Annotated in this window: 24 protein-coding genes; 18 read left to right on the forward strand and 6 right to left on the reverse strand. The window is 50.7% G+C overall.

Features of this window, described 5'->3' with window-relative positions; all coding sequences use genetic code 11:
• The 7 genes from PDUR_RS11355 (at position 1) to PDUR_RS11385 (ending at position 8,579) form a co-directional block, all read left to right on the forward strand.
• On the forward strand, positions 1 to 1,134 hold the full coding sequence (locus tag PDUR_RS11355; protein ID WP_042206360.1) for an ABC transporter substrate-binding protein: 1,134 nt from the start codon (positions 1 to 3) through the stop codon (positions 1,132 to 1,134).
• A gap of 30 nt (positions 1,135 to 1,164) precedes the next feature.
• The gene (locus PDUR_RS11360; RefSeq protein ID WP_052410184.1) at positions 1,165 to 2,559 is read left to right on the forward strand and encodes a nitrogenase component 1; all 1,395 of its coding nucleotides are present in this window, start codon (positions 1,165 to 1,167) and stop codon (positions 2,557 to 2,559) included.
• Positions 2,552 to 3,868, forward strand: a complete 1,317-nt coding sequence (locus tag PDUR_RS11365; protein WP_042206361.1) for a nitrogenase component 1 — start codon at positions 2,552 to 2,554, stop codon at positions 3,866 to 3,868. Before PDUR_RS11360 ends, PDUR_RS11365 begins: the two co-directional genes overlap by 8 nt.
• 375 nt (positions 3,869 to 4,243) lie before the next feature.
• Positions 4,244 to 5,596 carry a nitrogenase component 1 gene (locus tag PDUR_RS11370; protein WP_052410185.1) on the forward strand — a complete coding sequence of 451 codons (1,353 nt, stop codon included), beginning with the start codon at positions 4,244 to 4,246 and terminating at the stop codon, positions 5,594 to 5,596.
• A 4-nt stretch (positions 5,597 to 5,600) separates the two neighbouring features.
• On the forward strand, positions 5,601 to 6,923 hold the full coding sequence (gene nifN, locus PDUR_RS11375; protein WP_042206363.1) for a nitrogenase iron-molybdenum cofactor biosynthesis protein NifN: 1,323 nt from the start codon (positions 5,601 to 5,603) through the stop codon (positions 6,921 to 6,923).
• 101 nt (positions 6,924 to 7,024) lie between these two features.
• Positions 7,025 to 7,474, forward strand: coding sequence for a hypothetical protein (locus PDUR_RS11380; RefSeq protein ID WP_042206364.1), 450 nt, complete (start codon positions 7,025 to 7,027; stop codon positions 7,472 to 7,474).
• A 31-nt stretch (positions 7,475 to 7,505) separates the two neighbouring features.
• The gene (locus PDUR_RS11385) at positions 7,506 to 8,579 is read left to right on the forward strand and encodes a homocitrate synthase/isopropylmalate synthase family protein (protein ID WP_042206365.1); all 1,074 of its coding nucleotides are present in this window, start codon (positions 7,506 to 7,508) and stop codon (positions 8,577 to 8,579) included.
• A 702-nt stretch (positions 8,580 to 9,281) separates the two neighbouring features.
• On the opposite strand, the gene PDUR_RS11390 is transcribed toward PDUR_RS11385, so the two are convergent.
• From PDUR_RS11390 to PDUR_RS11395, 3 genes are all read right to left on the reverse strand, one after another.
• Positions 9,282 to 9,917 (reverse strand): FMN-dependent NADH-azoreductase, encoded by a 636-nt coding sequence (locus tag PDUR_RS11390; protein WP_042206366.1) that lies wholly within the window; start codon positions 9,915 to 9,917, stop codon positions 9,282 to 9,284.
• A gap of 80 nt (positions 9,918 to 9,997) precedes the next feature.
• Entirely contained in the window at positions 9,998 to 10,279 is a 282-nt protein-coding gene (locus PDUR_RS28060; protein WP_330217265.1) for an EamA family transporter, read from the reverse strand.
• Positions 10,280 to 10,298: 19 nt separating this feature from the next.
• The gene (locus PDUR_RS11395) at positions 10,299 to 11,174 is read right to left on the reverse strand and encodes a DMT family transporter (RefSeq protein WP_042206367.1); all 876 of its coding nucleotides are present in this window, start codon (positions 11,172 to 11,174) and stop codon (positions 10,299 to 10,301) included.
• Between the two features lie 447 nt (positions 11,175 to 11,621).
• Between PDUR_RS11395 and treC the strand changes: the two genes are divergently transcribed.
• The 3 genes from treC to treR all read left to right on the forward strand — a co-directional run bounded on the left by treC (position 11,622) and on the right by treR (position 16,240).
• Entirely contained in the window at positions 11,622 to 13,331 is a 1,710-nt protein-coding gene (gene treC, locus PDUR_RS11400) for an alpha,alpha-phosphotrehalase (protein WP_042206368.1), read from the forward strand.
• A 25-nt stretch (positions 13,332 to 13,356) separates the two neighbouring features.
• Complete coding sequence (treP, locus tag PDUR_RS11405) at positions 13,357 to 15,417, forward strand: PTS system trehalose-specific EIIBC component (protein ID WP_042206369.1); 2,061 nt, start codon at positions 13,357 to 13,359, stop codon at positions 15,415 to 15,417.
• Between the two features lie 106 nt (positions 15,418 to 15,523).
• Positions 15,524 to 16,240, forward strand: coding sequence for a trehalose operon repressor (gene treR, locus PDUR_RS11410; RefSeq protein WP_042206370.1), 717 nt, complete (start codon positions 15,524 to 15,526; stop codon positions 16,238 to 16,240).
• A gap of 87 nt (positions 16,241 to 16,327) precedes the next feature.
• On the opposite strand, the gene PDUR_RS11415 is transcribed toward treR, so the two are convergent.
• Entirely contained in the window at positions 16,328 to 18,106 is a 1,779-nt protein-coding gene (locus tag PDUR_RS11415; RefSeq protein WP_233277530.1) for an ABC transporter ATP-binding protein, read from the reverse strand.
• Positions 18,107 to 18,230: 124 nt separating this feature from the next.
• Entirely contained in the window at positions 18,231 to 18,662 is a 432-nt protein-coding gene (locus tag PDUR_RS11420; protein ID WP_042206372.1) for a MarR family winged helix-turn-helix transcriptional regulator, read from the reverse strand.
• A 161-nt stretch (positions 18,663 to 18,823) separates the two neighbouring features.
• On the opposite strand from PDUR_RS11420, the gene PDUR_RS11425 reads away from it, so the two are divergent.
• From PDUR_RS11425 to PDUR_RS11455, 7 genes are all read left to right on the forward strand, one after another.
• Positions 18,824 to 20,017 carry an ArsR family transcriptional regulator gene (locus tag PDUR_RS11425; RefSeq protein ID WP_042206373.1) on the forward strand — a complete coding sequence of 398 codons (1,194 nt, stop codon included), beginning with the start codon at positions 18,824 to 18,826 and terminating at the stop codon, positions 20,015 to 20,017.
• A gap of 70 nt (positions 20,018 to 20,087) precedes the next feature.
• Positions 20,088 to 20,360 (forward strand): hypothetical protein, encoded by a 273-nt coding sequence (locus PDUR_RS11430; RefSeq protein WP_042206374.1) that lies wholly within the window; start codon positions 20,088 to 20,090, stop codon positions 20,358 to 20,360.
• A gap of 194 nt (positions 20,361 to 20,554) precedes the next feature.
• Positions 20,555 to 21,154, forward strand: a complete 600-nt coding sequence (locus PDUR_RS11435) for an RNA polymerase sigma factor (protein ID WP_042206375.1) — start codon at positions 20,555 to 20,557, stop codon at positions 21,152 to 21,154.
• Positions 21,090 to 21,875: a hypothetical protein gene (locus tag PDUR_RS11440; protein ID WP_042206376.1), complete on the forward strand. Its 786-nt coding sequence runs from the start codon at positions 21,090 to 21,092 to the stop codon at positions 21,873 to 21,875. Before PDUR_RS11435 ends, PDUR_RS11440 begins: the two co-directional genes overlap by 65 nt.
• A 52-nt stretch (positions 21,876 to 21,927) precedes the next feature.
• Positions 21,928 to 22,830, forward strand: coding sequence for an ABC transporter ATP-binding protein (locus PDUR_RS11445; RefSeq protein ID WP_042206377.1), 903 nt, complete (start codon positions 21,928 to 21,930; stop codon positions 22,828 to 22,830).
• 3 nt (positions 22,831 to 22,833) lie between these two features.
• Positions 22,834 to 24,072 carry an ABC transporter permease gene (locus PDUR_RS11450; protein ID WP_042206378.1) on the forward strand — a complete coding sequence of 413 codons (1,239 nt, stop codon included), beginning with the start codon at positions 22,834 to 22,836 and terminating at the stop codon, positions 24,070 to 24,072.
• 123 nt (positions 24,073 to 24,195) lie between these two features.
• On the forward strand, positions 24,196 to 24,507 hold the full coding sequence (locus tag PDUR_RS11455) for a hypothetical protein (protein WP_042206379.1): 312 nt from the start codon (positions 24,196 to 24,198) through the stop codon (positions 24,505 to 24,507).
• An 88-nt stretch (positions 24,508 to 24,595) separates the two neighbouring features.
• Here PDUR_RS11455 and PDUR_RS11460 read toward each other — a convergent pair whose 3' ends face one another.
• Positions 24,596 to 25,078 carry a hypothetical protein gene (locus tag PDUR_RS11460; RefSeq protein ID WP_042206380.1) on the reverse strand — a complete coding sequence of 161 codons (483 nt, stop codon included), beginning with the start codon at positions 25,076 to 25,078 and terminating at the stop codon, positions 24,596 to 24,598.
• 154 nt (positions 25,079 to 25,232) lie between these two features.
• Here PDUR_RS11460 and PDUR_RS11465 point away from each other — a divergent pair, with 154 nt between their 5' ends.
• Entirely contained in the window at positions 25,233 to 26,114 is an 882-nt protein-coding gene (locus tag PDUR_RS11465) for a DMT family transporter (protein ID WP_042206381.1), read from the forward strand.
• The last annotated feature ends 129 nt before the right edge of the window (positions 26,115 to 26,243 follow it).

A 26,243-nucleotide genomic window follows, 5' to 3' on the forward strand; every position in this document is an offset into this window, starting at 1 on the left:
ATGTTGAGATTAACACAGGAAGTCTTGAAAAAGCTGGCTATTGCAGGAGTAACAGGCGGATTGGTGCTTACGGCAGCGTGCGCGTCTGAGACAACGAATCCATCCGGAGCCTCCTCATCCCAAGCTGTGAATTCGGCGCAACCGGCCGGTGTCAGCTCTGCAACAAGAGTTATTAAGGATGCAACTGGAAGAACCGTAACGATTCCTAAAGAAATCAATCGGATTGCAGCGGCTGGAGCGTTGGCTCAGATGGTATGTATGCTGGGTGGCTTTGATAAGATTGTGGCAACCTCGGAAAGTGTGCAGACCGGAATGTTTGCCAAGCTGTTTCCGGGAATTAAAAATCTTCCTCTTGCCTTTACCGGGACAGGACCCAGCAGCCGCGTCAACATGGAGGCGATTTTGGAGGCGGAGCCGCAAGTCGTGTTCAGTGCTTTTAACGAGGAGGATGCAGCCACTATGCAGGCGGCGAATTCGGTTATGCTGGGGACCCTTCTCAATACTCCGGATGATATTATGAATACCCTGCGGATGGTAGGTGAAGTCATAGGTCCGGACGCGGAGAAGAAAGCCTCCGATTTTGCCGCTTATTATAAGGGGAATATCCAAAAAGCCTCCGATTTAACCCGATCAGAGTCCAAGGTCAGAGTATTTCTTGCGGGCGGAGACGGTTCCAAGGGCGCCATCAACACAACCGTAGGCAATGATATTAATACGTCTTATGTGGAGGCGGCAGGAGGGATTAATATAGCAGCAGCCCAATTTCCCAAAGCTCCCGGAAACGGGGCGGCAGCCGTCGATTTTGAATATTTAATCGCCGAGCAGCCGGATGTCATCATCGCGTCAAGCAGAGCTGTGTATGATTACATCGTAGATGCGGACAACGGGAGCAAATGGCAGTCGTTAACGGCCGTAAAGAATAAAAAAGTATATTTGAATCCAAAAGGCGTGTATTTATGGTCGGTAAGAAGTGCTGAGGGGGCTCTGCAGCCATTATGGCTGGCGAAGATTCTGCATCCCGAGCAGACTTCCGGGCTTGATCTGGACAAGTTTGTGAAGGATTTCTACAAAACTTATTATTTCCATGATCTCAGTGATAAGGAATTACAAGAAATTTATTTCCCGAGCAAATAACAAACGGAGCGGGTAAAGGAGGAGAAACGGGTGATAGGCAAGCCATTGGTTGCGGCAGATGCCGATATTTCGTTCTCGCAATGCGCCGGCTGCGCGGCTCCGGCTATATGTACGGTGCTCGCCATGATTCGGGATACGGCGGTAATTATTCATTCGCCTGCTGGCTGCGCCGCATCTTTCGCTGACTTCAACCGCAAATACAAAGGCATGCTTCGGAGGAAGGGACTCCCTTCACGTAATGCGCCGCTCATCTCGACCAACCTGACGGAGATGGACATGGTATTCGGCGCGGAGCCGAAGTTGGAAGAGGCAATCAAGGAGGCTATTCGGCGATTTGCTCCAAAGGCGGTGTTTATTGCGGCAAGCTGCGGTTCAGGGATATCAGGATTGGATATTCAAGATGTCATTGATAGGGTGCAGGGAAATTTTGGAGTTCCGATAACAACGGTAGTTTGTGAGTTATATGCCCCCAAGAAATGGGGGTCAGGCTTTGGCGGCAAGGAGCACGGACTGCTAACGAAGGTTATAAAGCCTCCAGAAGCGGGTCTGGAGAATCCATCTTTCTACAATGTCATTGATTTTAGCGAAGACGACTCGATAAAGAAGCTGCTGCATGAGACCGGAATCCGCTGGAATTATGTCGCTTATGGAGCAGAGTATGAAACGCTTGAGCGAATGGGGGGCGCCCTGGCCACCTTCCATCTTCATGCGGACCGGTTTGGAAGTTACTTGGCCGGAAAGCTTCAGGAGGATTATCAGGTGCCAAACGTCAGCCTGCCGCTTCCTGCGGGATTTGCCGGAACGGAAGCGTGTCTAAGGAAAATAGGTGAAGCGGTTGGCCGAAAATCCGAATTTGCAGCGCTAATAACACGGGAGAGAAGCCGTTATACGGAACGCTTAAGCAAGCTGAAGGAAAGGTTAAAAGGAATCCGCTGCCTGCCCATCGTGGAGGGACTTGATTATGAGAGCGGAATCTTGTCCATTCTGCGTGAACTTAACGTGGAGATTGCCGGTGAGTCGGGAGAAAAATACTGTGCGGCAAGACCTGCTCCTGTCAAAGGGAAGCAAGCATCTCGCAGACCCGTGCATTCATCCGACAGCCTGTATGGTCCGGAAGGGCTGCGGATCGGATTCTATCAAGGCTACGAATTGCTGCCCTTGGTTCGGCTCGTAAGTCCGGATGTGCTTGTCGTCAAGCATCGGAGTCTTGCGGCTTGGGGTGTCAGATTGGGCATTCCTTGTCTATGGCTCGACGAGGACGCGGCTTTTTACGGGTATGAGGGGCTGCTTCGATTTGGCGAGAGGCTAGCGGATTTGGCCGGTAACCCTCATCATGCACGCAGAATGGCCGCGCATACACAGCTTCCTTATTCGGAATGGTGGATGGAGCTGAAGCTGTTCTGGGAGGTTGGGCGGCATGGGTAATATTATCGCGCAATCAAGAAATTACTGTGCGCTTGGCGCGCAGCATTCCGTGCTGGGGATTCGAGGAGCGGTTCCCATCATCCATTCCGGTTCCGAATGCGTCTTTCGGCTGCATAAGGGAATGAGCTTCTGCAACGGCTACCAGGGCATGGGCTACGGAGGGGGCAGCGCGACGCCCAATGACAATATTCATCGCAATCATATGATCATGGGGGGAGAAGCCAGGCTGCGGGAGCTTATCGAAGGTACGGTTAAAGTGATGCGAGCAGAGCTTTATGTCGTCTTAAGCGGCTGTAATGTTGAGCTTGCCGGTGACGATACGTCTGCGGTCGTCCGCGAATACCGAAGCCAAGGCATACCGATCGTTTCGGCAGATACGGCGGGCTTTAAGGGCAGTGTATATCTGGGGCATGAGCTTGTATCCAAAGCGATAGCGGAGCATTGTGCCATTCCTGGTTTGCCTAGACGGGCCGGGATAGTGAATTTGTGGGTATCCACGCCTTATCTTGATCCTTTCTGGAGCGGTACAATCGAAGCGATAGCTTCCATGCTGGGGCAAATCGGGCTGAAGGTTAATCTCCCTTATGGCTTAACTTCGGACATCAGGGCATGGAGGCGTCTTCCCGAGGCTGAGTTTAACCTGCTGATCTCTCCGTGGTCAGGGCTTGGCACCATGGAGTATTTGCGGGAGAAGTTCGATACGCCTTATCTCCACTATCCGCTGCTGCCTATAGGTGCCGTCGAAACAAGAAAGTTCCTTGAAACCGTTGCGGATTATGCCGGGTTGAATAGAACAAATGTTGAAACATTCATCAGCAGCGAAGAAACCCGCTTTTATTACTACCTGGACCGGGCCTCGGAGCTGTTCGCCCGCTTTGATAGCCGTATGCCGACGCGTTTCTACACGATAGCGGATTCCATGTATACGGCCAGTATTACCCGATTTCTGCATCAGGACGCAGGGATGATTGCGGGAGGGGCATTTCTGATCGATAACCCGCCAAACAAGCTTCGGGCATCCATAGAGCGGCTGTTCCTTGACGATTTCTCGGAGCCATTCTGTCCGGTTGCGTTCATGGAGCCGGAGAATGTGGACATTTGGATGAGAGAGAAATCAGATGACGGCATTCCTTTGGTGCTGGGAAGCGTCTTTGATTCGCCAATTGCGGATGAACGGGCAGGCTATTATCTTAGCATTGGCGCACCGGCAGCTGACAGGCTTGTCCTGGATTGCCATTACGCCGGGTTCCGAGGCGGACTTCGGCTTTTGGAGGATATTTATGGAAAGGTGCTGGGACTGACGGTGTAGTGAAAGCCTTTTATTTTCAGTGTGGAAACGTTTTGTGTTAGTAATGAGTTATAAAACTTAACATAAAAACTGACAAACTTTTTAACAAGGTTAATAAAAGCGACCGAATTCATTGACCACTTCCTTTTAATAGAAGTATGATTGTAGGAAATTAGAGAAAATATGAAATAAAAGGTTATCAAAGGTTACGGAATATGTTAGATAATTTACCGTGAGTGCGATCGAACCGGCTATTGGGGCCCGGTAAGCTGCTCATAAACGAATAGTGAGTTAAGTGCATGCAGGTACTTGGTACCCTTTTGTTCTTTTTTCTGGAACGGTATCCTAATCCTTGTATTCCAAAAAGCGGCGTATGCCGAAGAAAGGGGGATGTACATGCCGAAGGGAAGGAACAATCTTTTTGTGGAACCCGACTGCGAGCATAACAATCAGGAGAAAAAGGGATGTGTGCGTCCCAAGCCGGGCGGGGTGTCGCGCGGCTGCCCGTTCGCCGGTTCACTTGCCGCGTTGACGCCGATTGCGGATGCGGCGCATCTGGTGCATGGAACGGCCGGCTGTCTGGAGAGCGGATGGGGGCATCCCGGAAACCGGATCGATACCGGGAGCTTGTCCGGCTACGGCTTTTCGACTCAATTAAACAACCGGGATATGACTATGGGCGGCGAGAGAAAATTGCTTCAGTCAATCGGTTATATCGCCGTAAATTACCGCCCACCGGCCATATTCGTCTATGCGACATGTGTAACGGTGCTGCTGATGGAGGATATTGATTCCATTTGCGAGGAAGCCGAGCAAGTCTGGGGCTTGCCGGTCATTCCGGTTCATAGCCCCGGGTTAACCGGCAGCAGCGGCAATATGGGCAGAAAGCTGGCCGGCGAGGCGCTAATGGACAGGGTTATCGGCAAAGGCTCGCATAAGCGGGAAGAGATAACGGAATTCGATATCAACCTGATCGGGGAATATAGCGGTACGGAAGAAGGACACAGCATCGTAGAGCTGCTTGCCAAGGCCGGCATCCGGGTGCTTGCACAGATTACCGGGGAAAGCCGTTATGAAGAAGTCAGCCGCTCGCATTTGGCAAAGGTTAACATGGTGGTCTGCAGCCGTTCGATGATAACACTGGTCCGGAAGATGAAGGATAAATATGCCATCCCTTATTTTGAAGGCTCCTTTTACGGAGAGCGCGAAATCCGGTTCGCCATGCGGCAGATCGGCTTTCATTTTCACAATCCCGACCTTGATAAACGTCTTCACCGCTTCATCCGCAAGGAAGAAGAACGTTTACGTGCCGAGCTTGCGCCCGCACGGAAGGCGTTAAAAGGGAAAACGGCCGTACTGTACACGGACGGGGTGGATAGCTGGATTTATTTGACGATGCTTCAGGAGCTCGGACTTAAGATAGCCGCAATCGGAACGAACCGGAACGCCCAGGAGGATCTATCCCGGATCAGGGAGCGGCTGACCAACGGAACACAGATTATCAATGACTGCGACGACCATCAAATTGTGAAAATCTATCGGGATCGCAAAGCCGATCTGATGATCGTCAGCGGACGGAATGAATTTGTGCCGCTCAAAGAGAGAATCCCTTTTCTGAACGTAGCCCCGGACCGGCACGTTTCCTACGCCGGTTATGATGGCGTGAGCAATTTCGCGCATGATTTACTGGGCACGCTGGAGCAGCCGGTCTGGGTCATCAGCGGCAAGAGCGCTCCCTGGGAAGGGTGAAGCCATGAATCTGTACAGGGAGAATATAAGTAAGCTGTTGTCGGTTAACCCGTTCCGGGTAAGCCAGGCTGTCGGGGGCGTGCTGGCTCTGCAGGGATTTTTCCGCTCGCTGCCCATCATTTATGGAGCCCATGGCTGTGTGGAGGCTATAGGACAGCTGTTGTCCCAGCATTTTCGGGAACCGGTCGCACTGGAAAATGTTACAATACATGATTCGAATCTCATTTTCGGCGGAGACGACAGCGCCAGGGATGCGCTTGAAATGGCAATGTCCCGCTACAAGCCGGATTTGACCGTACTGATCGGCACTTCGCTGACAGAGATGGTGGGCGAGGATTTGGAGAATGATGTAAAACAATTTATCCAAGAGCGAGCGGGTGCTTTGAGGAAGAAATTAGTACTGTCGCTTCATATGCCGGATTACGAGGGGTCGCTCGAAACGGGATATGCCCGGATGACGGAGCGGGTCGTGGAAGCGGTGATCGGGCTTTCCGGGAAAACGGCCCGCAAGAAACGCCGCAACCGTATCAACCTGCTGCCCGGACCGCATTTGACGCCCGGGGACGTGATGGAGCTTAAGGAAATAATCTCATCTTTCGGGTTGGAAGTCATTACCCTGCCGGATCTGTCTTCGTCCCTCTGCGGCCATCTGCTAATCGGGAACACGAAACTGTCAAGGGGCGGGGTGCCGCTGGATTATCTGGACAAGATGTTAACGTCGGGCTGTACGATCGCGGTAGGGGGATGCATGGAAGGCGCGGCCCGCCTCATCGAACAGGCATCCGGGATTCCTTACCGTGTCTTCCCGAGCCTGACGGGACTGCAGGCGACGGATGATTTCTTTGAATTTCTGATCAAGGAAAGCCGAAGCGATGTGGAGGTGAAATATCGGTGGCAGCGCCAAATTTTACTCGACAGCATGCTGGACGCGCGCTGCGTCTACCAGGGAAAGTCGATTATTGCCGCGCTTGAACCAGATCACCTGCTGGGGTTGTCCGAATGGCTTGGCGAAATGGGGGTGAAGGTCTTTCGCGCTGTTGCGCCGTCCGCCTCGCCCGTATTGGAACACATCAAGGATGGAGCGATCATTGGAGATTTGGAGGATATGGAGCGGATGGCCAAAGAAGGTGCTGACCTGTGGATCGGCAGCTCCCATGGCGAACCGGGCGCGCAGCGCGCGGGAGTGGCGTTCGAGCCGATGGGATTTCCGGTGTTTGGCAGGCTATGTACGTCCCTGGCGGTCAGCGTCGGCTACCGGGGGACGACGGAGCTGCTGGGCCGGGTCGGTAATGCGCTCTTGACAACAGAGAGTGGTGTACGTAAATAAAGGCTGCCTTCGCTTCCAAGAACGGGAAGCATATTAACGCGTATTTTGGGCAATGCCGCTCTTTTATCCGGCAGAATTATATATTTAGGAGGGATTCTACGATGAGTTATTCGGTTATAGAGACCGGATTCGAGAAGTTCCGGGACAACTATCGGGATGCACTTGGGTATCACCGCAGAGCGGAGCAATTCCAGCGTGAGGACCGGGGCTACAGTCTGGTATTTAATGTCGCCTGTGTCGCGCTTGAACGCTACCTTGTTGCTATGTGTTATTTATACGACACTCCGCCTTTGAATCATAATTATATTTGTCTGATGGATGCTGTGGAGACTGTGGTCGATTTCCCCGCTGATTTAAACAAGGAGATCCGGTCGCTGGATTTTATATTCGGCATTTGCTCGCTGGAGGAATATTTTCATGAAACGCCCGAGCCGATGGACGTGGCCCGAGTACTTGCCATGTGCGAAGCGGTGCGGGATTTATTCGATCAGGAGAAAATACAAGCGGTCAGCGCCGCTTTTGACCTTGAGCAAGCCGGGCAAACGGGTTAATCTGCATATGGAGGGGGAACGTTCGTCACTCATGAATGACATGGCTGAACTGATCGATTATACCGTTGATGAAGCGTTTCGCCGTTCTGTGGATTTGGAGGAGATCAGTGCCATGGCATCGCTATTGCAGCGCTACGGACTTAATGTCTTCGACGTGTATGTCAGGTACATTGATGCGTACCGGAGCGCTATTGCAAGCGCAGAGCTTACGGACCGGATTCGCTGTAGGGTACGCCCTACCGCCGACGATTTGTCCCTGGCCCAGTCGATGGGTTTTTCCAAGGTTGCCATTCTGTGGTCGAACACATCCGGCCCGATGGCATTATTCAAGCTGGAAGCCGCTCTCGAAGCAGCAAGTGCGTTTGCGGAGGAAATCTATTTATTTATTGAAGATATATCGTTAACCGATCCCGGAAGCTTTGACGTCTATTGGTCCCTGGTTGAACGCTATGGGGTCAAGCGGATGATCTATTCAGACAGCAAAAGCAGGCTTGATCCCCTGATTGCCCGAGGCCATCTGGCCGAGCTGCTTCAACGGGCCATTTGTCCCCTTGAGTTCTGCGGCGCAAATATGCTTGGTCTGGCGACAGCCAATAGCCTAGCGGCATTGAATGCGGGGGTGAAGCATATCGGCGTATCGGTAGCGGGGGTTGGCTCCAAAGGCAAGGCGGCGATGGAAGAAGTGCTGATGGCCGTCAAAGTGCTGTGGAAGCAGACGCAAGGACCTGCCGCCCACACGTTAGCCGATGATTGCGAAGCGATTCTATCTGTGATGAATCTCAAGGTACCCCTGGACAAAGCGGTGATCGGCCGGAATGTCTTTGCGCATGAATCCGGCATTCACGTGGACGGCATCGCCAAGAATCCCGAGCTGTACGAGGTGATCCGTCCGGAGGAAGTGGGTCTTACCCGTAAGCTGTTCATTGGCAAGCACTCGGGAACCGCTTCATTGAAACATAAGTTCCGGGAATGGGATCTCGAGCTGGCCTCGAATGAGGCGGTGCTTCTACTGGAACAGGTGAGAGAGATGGCAGAGCGCCGGAAACGGCCGATCAATGATAAAGAGTTAATGGAATTGTATATGCGGCAGAACGACCTTGAATAGAGACAGCGGTTAATCCGGATCGGATTAACCGCACACAAAGAAGCGGCGGCAGCTGAAGGAGCAGAAATAAAGTCTGGACGCCCATGCCGCTGAATGTATTAAACATAACAAAGGGTGTCCCGGGCAGTGCCCTTTATTTTAGAGGCTGGAATCAGGCGGGGGGGGGAATACGGGGGCCGTCCGTTATTCAAAGTGCGACGATGAAGCGGATCATGTAGAAAGCCTGAAATTGCATCTTTTGGCCGCGTGAGAAAACCCATTGTATCACACACCTGCGAATATACAGTTTTCCCCTATGTCCAGTCTTGCATCCGGTTGATACGGCCTTAAATTCCTGCATAAATTAAGGAATTCTCTATGTATGAAAGATTTGGATTTAAAAAACCTGCACTTTTAGCCCATTTGCCAGACGCTGAACTTCAATTACAGCCGCGTGGCCCCATCCCTTGATTTTGGAGCGTCAAGAAGTACGCATCCATGCTCGCAGCAGTACATCTCAACGGCGGGGTCAGGATATGGAGGACCTACATCCGTTTTTACAATACCGAACGGCTGCAAGCCAAATGAAACGGCCTTAGTCCCATGGAATTCAGGACCAAGGCCGCCTAAATACTTTTTATTTCTATACTGTCTACTTGACGGGGTGCAGTTCAGGCAGCTATGAAAGGCCTAGGGCACCCCTTGTTGTTTTATTGATTAATCTTAGAATTGAGCAGCTGCTTCCTTGGCTTTGACGATTGCGGTTTCTTTGATGGTCTGAGCTTTCTCTGGCATTGCATTCATACCTTCTACAAAGATGCCCTCAAATGAAGCCATGCCAAAGAATTGGGAAATTTTCTTCAGGTAGCTAAAGCCACTTTCAAATCCGGCAGAGGGGCCTTCGGAGTATACTCCGCCGCTAGCCTGAATGTGTAAGCCTTTTTTGCCGGTCAGCAATCCGACCACACCATTTTCGGTGTATTTGAAGGTTTTACCTGCTACAGAAACGGCATCAATATAAGCCTTCATAACAGGCGGGAAAGAGAAATTCCACATTGGACTTACAAAAACATACTTATCGGCAGCCACGAATTGATCCACAATTTCACCCAAACGCGCTACTTTTGCTTGTTCGGCAGCAGACAGCTGGTCAAAACCGCTTCCTGACTGCAATTTACCCCAACCGCTGAATACGTCTGCATCAATTACCGGAATATCCAGTTTGTACAGATCCAGATGAGTGACTTCATCGGCCGGGTTGGCTTCACGGTAAGCTTCAATAAATTCTTTACCTACAGCTAAGCTATAGGAAGTATGATGATCGTTAGGGTGGGCAGTAATGTATAATACAGTTGACATGTTTAATCTTCCTTTCTCTTATAGAGATGTCTTTAGAACGATTATATCATTATTATAGTAAATAGCAAATATAAATTCACTTACATAAAGTTCATAATTAGCAATTTTGCCGCCAGACAGTCCGTCACGGTCAATATTTCACCCAACAGCAGAACAATGAAGAGCAAAGTAACGAACGGTGTAAAAAACGTAAAGCTTGCAATCAAAGAAGCCGAAGAATATTTCAGCTCCCGAAAATACAGGAAGAATCCGAACACGATATTGCTCATGCCAAGCCAAAGAACGACGTAAAAGTCTGTTTTTTGAGGAATGATGAAACGGGATGAAGCAAGCCCGTATGTGCAAAAACCCTTCAGCCGCAGCTGAAGGGTTTGTTAAAGCCTATTTTTTCTCGTAGATAACGAATAGAACCCCGCTGAGAATCAGGACAGAGCCGATCCAAAAGGTCACACCTATGTTCTCGCCTAGAATAAGCCATCCGAGCAATGTTCCAACCACGGGTTGAAAGAAGAAAAAAAGTCCCCCGCTTGAGGCATTAAGCATTTGTAATCCGCGGTTCCACAGCAGAAATCCACCTGCCGTTGAGACGATGCCCAAATACAAGACTCCTCCCCAGATCGCAGGGTGTGTCAATTGAGCGATATTTATGGCGTGCAGCCGTCCCAAAACAAAAGGGGTCAACACAATTAGGGCCACCAGGATGGAATAGGCCGTCACCACAATTTGTGAATAATCGCCCGGCACGCGCTTTACAAGAACAGACATGAGCGCCCATGTTAAAGCTGCTATAAGCAGTGCAATGCCGCCAAGTTTACTGGACACATCCACATGATCGGCTCCAACAATGAGCAGAACTCCAATGGTCGCCAGACAAACGGAAAGTCCCTTTTTTACAGTCAATCGTTCCTTAAGCAGCAGGCGAGCAAAGATAACCATAAATGCCGGTGTTGAAGAAGTGATTATGGCTCCCATCTGTGCTGAGGACAGCATGGTGCCGGTTTCCTGGGTAACTATCGAAATGACGTTGCCAATGATCCCAATAGCTATGATGAGTAAAAAGTCACGTTTATGGATTCGCCATTGTTGCCGTGTTATCAAGCCGATCGCGAGAAGGGCGACAATCGCCACTAAATAGCGCATCCATACAAGTTCAAGCGGCGGTATGACCGCTACGACAATTTTAACAACAACGTACATACCACCCCAAATACTGGCGGCTAAAGCTAAATAGATAGAACCTAACCAAGTGTTTTTCATCTTCGTACCCTCCGTTTTTATTTAGGCAGCGAAATGCCCCTAACGGAGAGGTGCAGTCACCTTCACTCCACTAAGGGCGGAAGGGTGCTGAAGGTACATCGTTTTCAAATAATGGAGCCAAAACCATGCAGTTTCACCTCTAATCTAAATGCAGATATACATTGTTCCATAGTAGCAGATGATTCTGTTCTTGAATAGACAAACGGCGGCGCTTATCGAATGCTCAAGGAACCCTTCGGGCAGCTGAGTGTTTCAGGAATTGTTTTTCTTAAAAAAATTGAACGCTTTCATTGACAACCTGTATATACAGGTTTAATATAGGGGTATGAAAAATAACCTGTATATACAGGTTGGCGAAGGATCGCATTTATTAAATAAAGCGCTTTCCGAAAACATTATAAAAACCATTGTTATAAGAAGTTGGATCATTATTGGGGGGATCAGGCTGTGAATGAAGTAAAAAGACAGGAGTGGTGGCGGCGCTCCACGGTGTATCAGGTGTACCCTAAGAGTTTTAAGGATACGACGGGCAGCGGACAGGGCGATATCCGGGGGCTGCTGGAGAAGCTGGATTATTTGCAGGATCTCGGAATCGATATTATTTGGCTCCAGCCGGTATACGTTTCACCTCAAAATGATAACGGTTACGACGTGGCTGATTATTGTGAAATCGATCCGCAGTTCGGCACGATGAAGGATTTCGACGAGCTGGCAGCGGAAGTCCGGCGCAGAGGCATGAATCTGATGCTGGATATTGTCGTTAATCATTCGTCAACGGAGCATAAGTGGTTCCAGGAGGCCAAGAAATCGAAAGACAATCCGTACCGGGATTATTATATCTGGAGAGATCCGAAGCCGGATGGAAGCGCCCCTAACAACTGGCAGTCCAAATTCGGCGGCTCCGCTTGGCAGTTCGATGAAGGCACAGGCCAGTATTTTCTCACCCTGTACGATAAAACGCAGGCCGATCTCAACTGGGAGAATCCTAAGGTAAGGGAAGAAGTTTACAACCTGATGAGCTTTTGGGCAAACAAGGGGGTGTGCGGGTTCCGGATGGACGTCATCAACCTGATATCCAAGGATCAGCAGTTCCCGGAAGACGACGGCAGTGCTCCGCCGGGAGACGGAAGGAAGTACTACACGGATGGGCCGAGGGTTCATGAGTATCTCAAGGAAATGAATCAGCGAGTATTCGGCCCTGATACGGTAACGGTGGGTGAGATGTCCTCGACAAGTATGGAGCATTGTATCCGGTATTCGAATCCGGAGGAACGGGAGTTCTCGATGACCTTCAACTTCCACCACCTTAAAGTCGATTATCCCGGCGGGAAAAAGTGGGAGCTTATGTCTTACGATTTCGAGCAGCTCAAAGCGCTGCTGTCGGAGTGGCAGACCGGTATGCAGCAGGGGGGCGGCTGGAATGCCCTGTTCCTGAACAACCACGATCAGCCGAGGGCCTTGTCCAGATTCGCCGATGACGGCGAGTACCGGGTGGAAAGTGCAAAAATGCTGGCAACGACGCTGCACGGTCTTCAGGGAACGCCCTACGTGTTTCAAGGGGAAGAAATCGGCATGCCGAATCCGCACTGGAACGAAATCGGCGAGCTGCGGGATATCGAATCCCTGAACATGTACAACATCCTGCAGGAGCAGGGAAAGACCCCGGAAGAGGCGCTGGATATTATCCGCGAACGGTCCCGTGACAACTCGCGCACACCCATGCAGTGGAATGACGGTCCGCAGGCGGGCTTTACAACCGGAACACCATGGATTAAGGTGGATGAACGCTACCGCGAGATAAATGTCCGGAACCAATTGAATGATCCGGATTCCGTGTACAGCCTTTATAAGAAGCTGATTGCGCTGCGTAAGGAAATCGATGCCTTGACCGATGGAAAATATGAGCGTCTGGATGAAGGCCATCCGCAGGTGTTCGCTTATGCGCGGATTACCGATGTGGAGACTATAGTGGTCGTTTCCAATTTCAGCAGCAGCGGAGCTGTCTTCGATTTCCCTGAAGAATTTGCGGCAAAGCATATTGGCGGAGGCACAGCCGAACTGCTGGCCGGCAATACGAAATCCTCTCCGGCGCTGGAAGCGCGGATTGAACTAACCCCGTACTCATCTTATATGTGGATCATTCGCCAGACCCGATAACATAAACGAAGGGAGCAACAAGCGTATGGCTTTAAATAGAGCAAGCGTGGAAGAGATCGTCCGGGCCGTCGGCGGAGCAGATAACATTGAAGCTGCAACGCACTGTGTAACGAGATTGAGATTCGCCTTGGTTGACGAGAAAAAAGTGGATAAAAAGCTGCTGGACCAGAACGATCTTGTAAAAGGACATTTCTCCTCCCAGGGGCAATTCCAGGTTGTCATCGGACCCGGGCTCGTTGACAAGGTGTATGATGAGATGGTTGGCATTACCGGAGGGCAGCGTTCCTCCAAGGATGACGTTAAGACGCTGGCGGGCAAGAAGCAAAATCCGCTGCAGCAGGCGATCAAGACGCTGGCGGATATCTTTATTCCGATTCTGCCGGCTATCGTCACCGCAGGTCTGCTGCTCGGCATTAATAATATTTTGACGGGACCCGGCATCTTCTTTGAAGGGCGGTCCCTGGTGCAGGAATACCCGGCATGGACGGACTTCGCCGGGATCATTAACCTGATCGCAAATACCGCGTTCACCTTCCTGCCTGCGCTTATCGGCTGGTCGGCCGTGAACCGGTTCGGCGGCAGCCCGCTGCTTGGGATTGTGCTCGGCCTGATCCTCGTCCATCCGGATCTGCTGAATGCCTGGGGCTACGCCCAGGCTGCGCAGGAAGGCACGATTCCGCACTGGAATCTGTTCGGGTGGCAGCTGGAGAAAATCGGCTATCAGGGGCAGGTGCTTCCCGTTCTTGTATCCGCTTACCTGCTCGCGCGGATTGAGAAATTCCTGAATAAAAGAGTTCATGATTCCATCAAGCTGCTCGTCGTCGCTCCTGTAGCGCTGCTGGTAACGGGCTTTCTGGCCTTTACGATCATCGGGCCGGTCACCTTTGCAATTGGAAACGCAATCACGAACGGACTGGTGCATTTGTTCAATACGCTTCCGGCCCTTGGCGGCCTGCTGTACGGCGGATTTTACGCGCTGCTGGTCGTAACCGGGATGCATCATACGTTTCTGGCTGTTGACGTGCAGCTCATCGGCAGCAAGGGAGGAACCTTCCTGTGGCCAATGCTGGCGCTCTCCAATATCGCCCAGGGATCGGCGGCGCTGGCCATGCTGCTTGTATTCCGCGAACAGAAATCCAAAGGCCTGGCCGTTACTTCTTCCATCTCCGCATTTCTCGGAGTGACCGAGCCAGCCATTTTCGGGGTCAATATCCGCTATAAATATCCGTTCATCTTCGGTATGCTCGGTTCGGCTTTAGGCGGATTGTTGCTGACGATCAATCACGTTCTGGCATCATCCATCGGTGTCGGCGGCGTGCCCGGCTTCCTGTCCATTTTTCCGAATCAGTGGGGCGTCTTCTTCGCCGGAATGGCCATCGTGCTTGTTGTTCCGTTCCTGCTGACCGCGGCTTATGGAAAAGTTGCTGCCCGAAAGAACGGGAGCGCAGATACGGACAATGAATCAACGTCAGCAGCAGTTTCCTCCGGGACCGCTGCGGCAGCCGCTGTCTCCGCCGAAGCAACGGTGACTTCAGCCGCTGCGAGCTCCGCTGTGCAAGCTTCTGCTCTGGCTGCCGATTCCAAAACGGGCGAATCAGTCTCGGCCGGGAACGCTGTCAACGTGCTGGATATTTACGCACCGCTTTCCGGCAAGGCCGTACCTCTGGAGCATGTGCCCGACCCGGCTTTTGCCGAGCGGCAAATGGGCCAGGGCATTGCCATCGAGCCTTCGGATGGCCGGGTCGTTGCTCCGTTCGACGGCAAGGTAGTGCACATGATCAAGAGCAAACACGCCATTATTTTGGAACATGCGACCGGCGTCCAAATCCTGATTCATGTCGGCATCAATACCGTGTCTTTAAAAGGTGCTCCCTTTACCGTGCATGTCAATATCGACGATGAAGTCAAGGCCGGGCAGCTGCTGCTCGAGTTTGACAGAGAAGCCATTCTTCAGGCCAGACTTCCGGTGATTACACCGATCATCATTCCGGACGGGCAGCAGATTGTGGAACAGGTGGCTGAGGAACTTCCTGATGAAGCAGTCGCAGGACAGGATATTATAATGAAGATTCGTTTGTCCTCCTAAGGTCACTAAGCAGAATTGGCTGTGGATAAAAGAAAAGAAGCGCAGTCCAAGGGGGCTGTGCTTCTTTCTATCTTCGGGTATGCTATAGATAGGATGGTGATAACCCGTGAACGCCAATATTTATTGGAATATTTATAATGATTATGCAGAGAAGATCCAGAACGGCGGCATTCCAGCCGGCGCCAAAATCCCATCGGAGAGCGAACTCGCCGAAACCTACGGAGCATCAAGGGAAACGGTTCGCAAGGCGCTTGGCCTGCTGTCCCAGAATGGCTATATCCACAAAGTGAAGGGCAAAGGTTCATTTGTGCTCGATTTGGGCCGGATGAAGTTTCCGATTACGGGCTTGATCAGCTTTAAGGAAATGTCGGAGAAAATGGGCCGGAAATCAAGAACGCTCGTCCACAAAACGGAGCGGGTGCCCGCATCGCGGGTCATCGCGGGTCATTTGGACATTCAACAGGGGGCGACGGTGTGGGAAGTGATTCGTTCCCGCGAAATTGAAGGGGAGCGGGTGATTCTGGACAAGGATTATTTTTTGCCCGAACGGGTAGAACTTCTGACTCCGGAAATCGCCGGGAACTCCATTTATGACTATTTAGAACATACTTTGAATCTATCGATCAGCTACGCCAAAAAGGAGATTTCGGTCGAGCCGGCGACTCCCGAAGACCGGGCCCTGCTCGACCTGAATAATCTTTCCCATGTCGTAGTCGTACGCAATTACGTATACCTGGAAGATACGACGTTGTTCCAGTATACGGAGTCACGGCACAGACTCGACAAATTCCAGTTCGTCGATTTTGCCCGCCGGGTGCGTTAGGCCAATAAGGAAGAACGGCGGACAGCGTGAAGCCTCCGCCGTTCTTCCTTATTATAAGGGGGATTTCAAGTAAGGCCGGTGCTCCCGTCACGCCAAAGCTTTTTTTCCAAACTGCTTGTCGTACAAATCCTTATAGACTCCGTTCTTCTCCAGAAGCTGCTCATGCTTGCCTTCCTCTACGACCTTCCCATCACTGACGACAAGGATATTGTCGGCCGCCAGAATCGTGGACAGACGGTGGGCGATGACGAGACTGGTCTTGTTACTGAGCAGGACCGCCATGGCCTCTTGGACATAGTATTCGGAGACCGTATCGAGCGAGGAGGTCGCTTCGTCCATAATGATGATCGACGGATTCTTCAGCAGGACTCTGGCGATGGAGATTCTCTGCTTCTCTCCGCCCGACAGCTTGATCCCCCGATTGCCCACAATCGTGTCATAGCCATCCGGAAGCTCCATAATAAAATCATGAATGTAAGCCGCTTTGCAGGCTTCAATCATCTTGTTCTCATCCGTTTCGCCGACCGCATACAGCAAATTCTCACGGATTGTTCCATTAAACAGGTACGTATCCTGGGTGACCAGGCCGATGTTCGACCGTAAGGACTTTAGAGTGAGCGAAGTGATATCCGCGCTGCCAATCCTAATGCTCCCCGAATCCGGTTCGTACAGCCGGGGAATGAGATTCGTAATGGTTGTTTTTCCCGCTCCGCTCGGTCCAACAAGCGCGGTCATCGTTCCAGGCTCCGCCTTGAATGAAATATCCCGCAGAGCCGGTTTGCCTTGTTGATAGGCGAAGCTGACATTTTGGAATTCTATACCGCTGTTCGCATCATTTAGTGGAACTGCATTAGGATTGTCCACAATCTGCGGCTCCATGTCGAAATAATCGAAAATGCGCTCGAACAAAGCAACCGACCGTTTAATGTCCACATACAAATTCGTAAGCTGCCCCACAGGGCTGTAAAGTCTGCCAAGCAGCGCCACAAAGGCAATAATGGCTCCGACGGTAATCTCACCTTGAATAAACAGAAAGCCTCCGTACAAATAAATCAGCATAGGTCCGATGGAAGCGAACGTACTGACCAGCATCATGAACCATCGGCCGGCCATGGATTCCCTGATTTGCAGGCGGGTTGTTGCCAAGCTGACTTCTCTGAAGCGGGACTGTTCGGTGTCCTCCCGGGTAAACAGCTTCATCAGCATATATCCGCTAAGGCTGAGCGTTTCTTCGATAATATGGTTCTGCTCGGAAATTTTCTCCTGCGTTTGCTTGGCGAGCTTCCAGCGGACGCTGCCCATTTTGCGGGTAGGAGCGACGAACAGCGGGACAACCAGCACACTGACCAAGGCCAGCTTCCAGTTCATCAGAAAAAGCGTCACCGCCGTGCTAATCAATACCAGCAGATTGCTGGCAAAATTCACGATTGTGCCGCTGAATACCCCCTGAATCCCCGAAATATCGCTGGTCATTCTGGTGATGACTTCACCCTGCTTCACATTCGAGAAGAACTGCAGCGGCATGTCTTGAAGATGACGGTACATCTGATTTTTCATATCATAGACGATATTTTGCGAGATAAAAGAATTCAAATAACTCTGCAGCACGCCCAGCAGGCCTGATGCAACCGTCGCGCCCAGGGAGGCTGTAACCAGGAAGAGCAGCATCCGCAGATCCTTGCCCGGAAGTGCATGATCGACGATTTGCTGAATGAGCAGAGGCGGCAGCAGTCCAAGCAGAGAAGTGAGGATCAGGATCGCCAGCACGACCAGCGTCTGTTTCCAATAAGGAAGGAAATAGCGGTAAATCCGCAGCAGCATGGCTTTGGAGAAATCCGGCTTCTCCAGGGAGTCGTCGAATTTCATTCTCCCCATTGTGGGTCCGGCAGTTCTTGACATAGCGTATCACCAGCTTTGGTATAAAGTGTAGGGGCCGGAATCGGCATCCGGCAGGCTTTTTCAAAGACTTGCACATCAGAAGCGGCAAAAGTTACAGCTCGTTCAGCAGCCGTTCATGCATCGTCAGCAGCAGCTCGATCTCTTCCGGTGAGAATTGGCGGAGAGCTCCGGCCAGTGCCTTGCGGGACAGGTCATCCCGGTCGTAATGCTCGCATAAGGTCTCCCCCGCCGGAGTAGAGCGCAGCAGCGTCTCCCTGCGATCCTGCGGAGAAGTTTCGCGAACCGCGAATTCTTTGTCAACCAGGGCGTCAATATGTAAGCTGACTCTGCTCTTGGGCATCCGCAGCCGTTCGGTCACTTCTTTCTGGGTGAGCCTGGGAGCCGTTCGGATCAACCGGAGAATGTCGAGCTGATGGACGGTCAGTCCGGACTCGGCGGCGCTTTGGTGGGCGAGTCTTTTGAGCTGTCTGGCAATGGAAAAAAAGGAGCGGTAAACCTCCGCCGTATGGCAATGATCGTCCATAGTTCTAACACTCCCCATTAGTTATCAATATAAACAGTTTACAATAATAACTAAATGAATGCAAACGGACAAGAGAAATAGCTCTCCATATTTTCTACATATTTTACAGGTACACTGGACTTCATTAGATATAGACATTCTCAAATACGGGAGGAAACCAAGTGAAAAAGCTATTGAAAATTGGAGCTGTGGCTTTGCTGTTCGGCTCGGTTCTGGCGGGCTGTACACTGGGCGGCAAGGCGGATGAAGCGGCGAACAGCAATACTGTGGATACTTCTTCTGTTGCAGTACCCTGGATCGGAACGAAAAATACGACGCGCATCAACACTACAGATCCCGCAGCAGCGGCAGTGCTTGTCTCACAAACTCTCTGGACAGCGCAGTCGGATGCCAGCCGCCCATCCAGTGTCGTGCTAACGGATGTGGCTAATTGGCAGATCGCCGCAGCCGCGACAGACCTGATTCATCACCCGAGCAACGGTCCGGTGCTCTTTTTTGACAAAGACAATGTACCTCAGGCTACGCTGGACGAGCTGAAGCGGCTGAATCCGAAAGGAGCCGAGAGCAATGACGGCATCCAGATCGTTATCGTCGGTCCGGTTTCGGATAATGTGAAACGGCAGCTGGATGAGTTAAAAATGAAGATCGATCAGATTGCAGGCGACGATCCGGCCACCGTAGCTGCGGCGATTGATGCGTATTACGCCAAGGTCGCCGGCGAGCTGCCGCAGGGCGTTGTGATCGGCTCGGCCGACAGCCCGGAATATACCCTGCCAGCCGTCAACTGGATCGCGCACATGCCGGAGCCGCTGCTCTATGTTACCAAAGACAGTGTGCCGGATGCGACGGCGAAGGCGCTGGAGGGACGTTCCGGTAAGGCGTCTATTTATGTGCTTGGCCCCGAATCGGCTGTTTCGGCCAAGGTTGAGGATGCGCTGAAGCAGTACGGAACGGTCACAAGAGTTTCCGGCAGCGACCCTTACCAGAATGCCATTGCTTTTGCCAAGTTCAAGGATTCTAGCAACGGATTTGGCTGGGGAATTACGACGCCGGGACATAATTTCTCGTTCGTAACGACGGACTCCCCAGCGCTGGCTATTGCGGCCGCTCCGTTCAGCCATCTTGGCAAGCATGCTCCGCTGCTGTTCACCGAGAAATCCGGCATGCCGGATTCGGTCATGAATTACCTGATGGAATTAATGCCGAAGTTCCAGGACTCACCGGCAGAGGGTCCGTACAACCACGCTTGGATTACCGGCGACAGCTCGGCCATTACGGCCAAGGCGCAGAGTGAAATTGACGACATGCTGGAGATCTCCCCAGCATCTGGCGAGAATCCGCATTCCGGTCATTAGATCGGAGTGCGGTAAGCTAAAGAGCAATAATTGCACAGCTAATTTTTTAGGGAAAGGAGGCGAAAAAGCGATGAAAAAGAAACTGTGGATTGGCATCGGTGCGATCGTGCTGACGCTCGGCATCGGTACGGCGGTCTATGCCGCTGATGCGGGAAACTCGACTTTTCAAGAGATGCTCCCCTTCATGAAAAAAATGCATCCGGACCTGTCCGAGCAGCAGCTGAACGACATGCATAAATCCTGCGTGGAGCAGAACGACAGCATGGGCACCATGATGAAATCCGGCGGTTCCGGGATGATGAAGAACATGGGAAGCATGATGAACGGAAGTTCGATGATGTAAGGAATGGTAGTGACGGTAGAAAATGGCGTGCGAATCGGGAGATTCGGCACGTCATTTTTTTATGGACAATGTCTATAATCTATACAGGGCTTGTACTAAAATCCAGTTGCTAGTGACTTCACAAGAATGACACAACATAATTTCACTTTTTTGCAGCAAAAATTAGTTATACATAATAGAAAGGAGGTGACGCGGTGGATGAGGGTGAATGGATTCGGCGCATCCGGCAGGGGGAGACTGAGTATTTGACGCCGCTGATCGAGCGGTATTACGCCGATGTCCAGAAGTACTGCCACTGGTGGGTTCGGAACGAGGAGGAGTCGAAGGATTTGACCCAGGAAACCTTCTACCGCTTTTGCCGGCACATTGAGGGTTATACCAATGCGGGAAAATGCCGCGCTTACTTATACACGATCGCTCGCCATCTATGCAGCGATCATCTGAGGAAGCGGCCGCCTCTATCCTGGGAGAACGCAGAAGAATTAATAGACCGGGCGACTTTGCAGAAAAGTTGCTCCGTAGAGGAGCAGGTGGAAAGGGAGCAGTTGGTACATGAAATGCTCCAGTTGTTGCCTGAAGAGCAGCGGGAACTGGTATTTATGCGGTTTTGCCTGGATTTAACTTTCCGCGACATCGCTCGAATAACGGGTGTAAATGTGTGCATGGTTCAATATCGGGTGAAGCGCGGGCTGGGCGTATTAAGACGCTACTTGGAAAGGAGTGAATTCGATGAACAAGGAATCGAAACATGCCATCATCGCCGCCCTAAAGAACTACCCCTCGCCCCCCGTTGACCAGAAGAAACTGCAGGAGACTGTCAAAGAGGGGGCGGAGGTGCTGCGCCAAACACAGGCGAGCCGTAGAACTTCCTTTGGAGAGTTTTATATGACACAGCTTCGCTTCATCAGCTGGAAGGTGTGGGCTGTTCAATTGCTGATTGTTCTCGGGATGGGGCTGCTGCTGCACAACTCCCTGCAGGAACAAGTTAGAAATGTTCAGCTTGTCATGCTGACCTCTATCGCCGCACCGCTCTTGGTGATAGCGGGAATACAAACGCTGACCCGTTCGTTAAGCTGCCATATGCTGGAGATTGAACTCAGTACGCGCTATCTTCTGGAGAAGCTGACGCTGGTCCGCATGAGTCTGCTCGGAATGGCGGATCTGATAGGTCTGGCACTGCTGGCCGTCTTAATGACCGCTTGGATGCAGATGGAAATCGCGGTCATACTGCTCTATTTGCTGGTGCCATTCAATCTGACTTGTTTTGGCTGCCTGTGGCTGCTGAATCGGGTTCGTACCCCAAACTGTGGATATTACTGCCTGATCTATAGCGGTATGGTGGCGCTGATGCAGACGATTTTGGCGTTTAATCCTTCCCTCTGGCTGTTTGAATCATCGTCAATCGGGGTGTGGCAGGTCTTGATGATCATCACAGCCGCAGGAATTGCTTTCGAGGTACGCGGGTTGCTCAAGACTTGCCGGAGTCTGGAAACCGCACCGAGAATGCTGGTGTGACATTCTGGAAAAGCATGCAGGAGAAACGGGACATACAAGGAGGAGGCATAAGATGCTCGAACTGACCTTGAATCAGGTAAGCAAGCAATTTTCCGCGAAAAAAGCAGTAGACGGCATTTCGGTCCGTTTGAACAGCGGAGTATATGGATTACTCGGGGCTAACGGTGCGGGGAAAACGACTCTGATGCGGATGATTTGCGGCATTCTAAACCCGACATCGGGAACAATTCAGATGAACGGCCAGGAGATCGGCCGCATGGGGGAACGCTATCGTGATCTGCTGGGCTATTTGCCTCAGGATTTCGGCTATTACCCTGATTTCAGTGCGGAGGAGTTCCTCTGGTATGTGGGATCACTGAAGGGGTTGACTCTGCCCGCGGCAAAGGGCAAAGCCAAAGAGCTTTTGCGGATGGTTGCCCTGTCGGAGGCAGCCCGCAAGAAAATCCGCACGTTCTCAGGCGGGATGAAGCAGCGTCTGGGCATTGCCCAAGCGATGCTCAACGATCCCCGTGTGCTGGTGTTGGACGAGCCGACGGCGGGACTTGATCCTAAAGAGAGGGTCCGCTTCCGCAACCTGATCGCCGATCTTGCCCGGGACAAGATTGTCATCCTTTCGACGCATATTGTGTCGGATGTGGAATATATAGCCGACCAGATTCTGGTGATGAAGCAAGGCGGGCTATTGATGACCGGTACGGTGGAACAACTGACGGCGACGATGGAAGGCTGCGTATGGTCATGTCATATACCAGCGCGGGAGGCGGAGGAATGGAATACCCGCTACTGTGTGAGCAATCTGCGGCATGAAGGGAATCAGGTGGAGCTGCGAATCGTGTCCAAGGTGAAACCCGCGAATCACGCGGCATCGGTTGCTCCGACACTGGAGGATTTCTACCTGCATCACTTCCAGGATGAACAGGCCGCAGTGAGTGATGAAGAGAAAGAGGGGGCATAGCCGATGGATACGCTGACTCGGTTCGAGCTGCGCAAGATCATGCGCCGGAAATCATTTTTTGCAGGGATTGCGATTTTGGTAGTAGTGATCATATTGATGATAAGTACTTTGGTTACGGGTGCAGAGATAACGGGTAAGGACGGTAAGGAATTGAAAGGACTGGCGGCTATCCCTCTACGTAAGGAATACGACCGTCAGCTTGCCGGTCCTCTAACCGTAGAGAGAGTAGCAGATGCGGTTGAACGGCATCAAAAAGTGATGCGTGATCCGAAAAATCTGAATGAAATAGGAGAAATCACCAATGAGGCCTATACCAAATATGAAGTAAAGGATGAACAGATAGATAGATTGATTCGTGTTACTTTTTCTCATGTGCATGATTACGATCATTATATTATCAACAGATTGACACCAAGTGCCGCAAAAGCGTTTTACCAGAAACGGCTAGAGAAAGTTAACGAATATTTGAATACTGAAAATACCTACGGGTACTATTCGCCGGAAGATAAGGTTTTCCTTATAAAGATGAATAAGCGCATCCCTGTTCCTTTCCAAATGGACTATGTAACAGGTTGGGAGAATGTGTTTGAGAATCTGCAGTACGTCTTTTTTTTCACTGCTTTTGTTATCGCGTTCTGTCTTGCTCCCGTGTTTTCAAGTGAATACCAGAGCGGGGCTGACTCCATCATTCTATCCTCACGCTATGGCCGCAATAGGGTTATCATCGCCAAATTGAAAGCTAGCTTCCTGGTGTCCCTGGGTCTGTTTGTCTTCGCGCTGATGGCCTATACGCTCTTGATGCTGGGGATATATGGATTTGACGGCGGGAGTGCCAGTGTGCAAATCATTGAACTTTTGGCGCCAGTCCCCTACACGGTTTTCCAAACGTATTTGTGGGCGGTGTTCATTGGTGGTCTGGCATGTCTGCTTATAGGAGCAGTGACGCTGTGGCTGTCCAGTCGTATAAGGAGTCCCTTTCCCGTTATCATTGTAATCGTCATGTTCCTCTTCGGTCCGCTGTTTTTTTCGGCCAGCAAAAGCAACCGCCTGTTTAATCACTTGATGGATTTGCTGCCGGGCAATATGTTCAACAGTTTTGAAAAGGTAACCGGTTACGAGGTGTTCCATATTTTTGGTCAGTTGATTCCGGAGTACAAGGTCATGGCAGGATTTGCAATAATCGTAATAGCACTGCTGTTGCCTCTTACGTATCGAGCATTTAATAAGCACCAGGTTATTTGACTGATTGATTGGGGTCAACAAGCCTAAACACATATTACCTGTGAAGCGAATTTCATGACAATAGTCATTGTTTACGTCCAACATCAGATGCTAAATTACTTCGAAAAGGAGCGATAGTTGGATATGCTAAATGAAGATCTCAAGTATAAAACTATGTTTACTTCTTTGGTGGGCACGATAGATGAAATTAGTGTCTTAATTCTTACTAAACAAGAAATTAAGGAAGAAAAAAAGAAGGAACTATACCGTGAGTTAGCCGATATATCCAGCTTGGTTGAAAGCGAAATCGTGATATCGCGTGACTTGGCATCTACACTGTTTAATTTTTACATATTGGTTCATAGTGATGCTTCTTTCAATCAAGATAAATCATCGTTATTTTTTCTTGGTCACTTGCAAGAATATATTGAGAAAATATTCGGAGAAAACTCATAATTGTGAAACTTTATGTAGAAGTTTGAAAGGCAAAACCACATGCGGTTCAGAATGTGGTTTCTTTTTTTATGGCACCATTCGTATATCATTAACTTTTCCAAGTAGTGTCTGCTTTTGTAACTTGCCATTTTCCGTTTTTGTATTGAACAATAACTTTCGTTCCGATTGCTCCGAGACCAGATCTATATTTAGACCCTTCAATCACAATTTGATTCTCTGAAATTTCAGTCTTTTCGACACGCAGCAGCAGGCCATTTAGCGCCATTGTCTGGGGATCAAATAACCCTTTGTCTTTTAGCTGCTCATAACTCGCTTCCATTACCTCAACATTGTATTTCTCAAAATACTTTAGAATTTGTTCCTTGTCTGTTTCATCAATATCCTTAAAATTACTCATGTCAATTGCAATAAATTTCATAGCGCCGTTCAGACCTTGATCAATGGGCATGTATGCATCTAGTGCCAAACTATACAATTCTCCCATATCTTTTGTATGAGTGGTGTTCGTGCACGCGGTTGTTAACATTACGCAGAGCAGAATTAACCCCCAACACAGTTTCTTAAATTTCATTGTCATTCCTCCCTTATTTCATCAGACGGTACATATTCTGGTAATGTTTCAAGTATGATAGAGAACCAATCTCGCAGCCCCTCTTGCCCTTGTATATTATAATATATGAAGGCGATTTTTCATTTTCACCGATAGAAAGAGGCGAGCAAGGATCATGGGCAAGTACCGTACTTATCTTTTTTTAATTATGGCTAATCTGTTCTGGGCGGGGAATTATGTGTTCGGCAAATATGTGGTGGCGGAGATGACGCCGGTGCAGATGACGTTCTCGCGGTGGCTGATCGCGGTGTTCCTGCTGTTTCCGATCGCACAGTTCGTTGAACGCCCTAACTGGAAGAGCGTCTTGAAAGAGTGGAGAATCTTAGTGCTTATGTCCATACTGGGCCTGGTCGGCTATAACTTTTTGCTGTACGAGGCGCTGAGGTTCACAACCTCCATGAACGCTGCGCTCGTCAATGCGATGAATCCGGCGCTGATCGTGCTGTTCTCTTCCTTTTTTCTTCGGGAAAAAATCTCGCTTGCTAAAGGTGTAGGGCTGCTGGTGTCGCTGCTCGGCGTGCTGCTGGTGCTGACGAATGGACAGCTGCAGCTCATTTTTCAGACCGAATACAATCTCGGCGATTTGCTGATGCTGGCCGCGATTCTCGTATGGACGTTCTATTCGATCCTTGGACGGAAAATGAAGGGTTTGCCTCCAATCTCGGCTACGGCGGTTTCCGCTTTGATGGGGCTGCTGCTCATTCTTCCTTTCTTCCTGGCTTCGGGCATCCATCTTCCGCTGAGTCCCAAGGCGACCATGGGCATACTGTATATCGGCATTTTTCCTTCGGTGGGGTCGTTTATTTTCTGGAACGCGTCGATCCGCGAGATCGGGGCCAGCCGGGCGGGGATTTATCTGAATCTGATTACGGTGTTCACGGCTATTCTCAGCATGCTGCTCGGCAATCCGATCACGCTTGCGCAGGTACTCGGCGGGCTGCTTGTGTTTGCGGGGGTATACATAACCGGGAAAAAAGACAAAGGGATAAGAAGCTAGCTAAATTGAACTTTGGAATGAATGAGAGGCGGAGCGGCGAAGAGGAAGCTTGGAAGTGAAGGAGCGCTCAGCGAAATCCGAAAACAACAGCGACCGGAACTCCAAGCATTTCTCGTAGTCCGCGGCAAT

This window comes from Paenibacillus durus (assembly GCF_000756615.1).
In the GTDB taxonomy this organism is placed as follows: domain Bacteria; phylum Bacillota; class Bacilli; order Paenibacillales; family Paenibacillaceae; genus Paenibacillus_AQ; species Paenibacillus_AQ durus.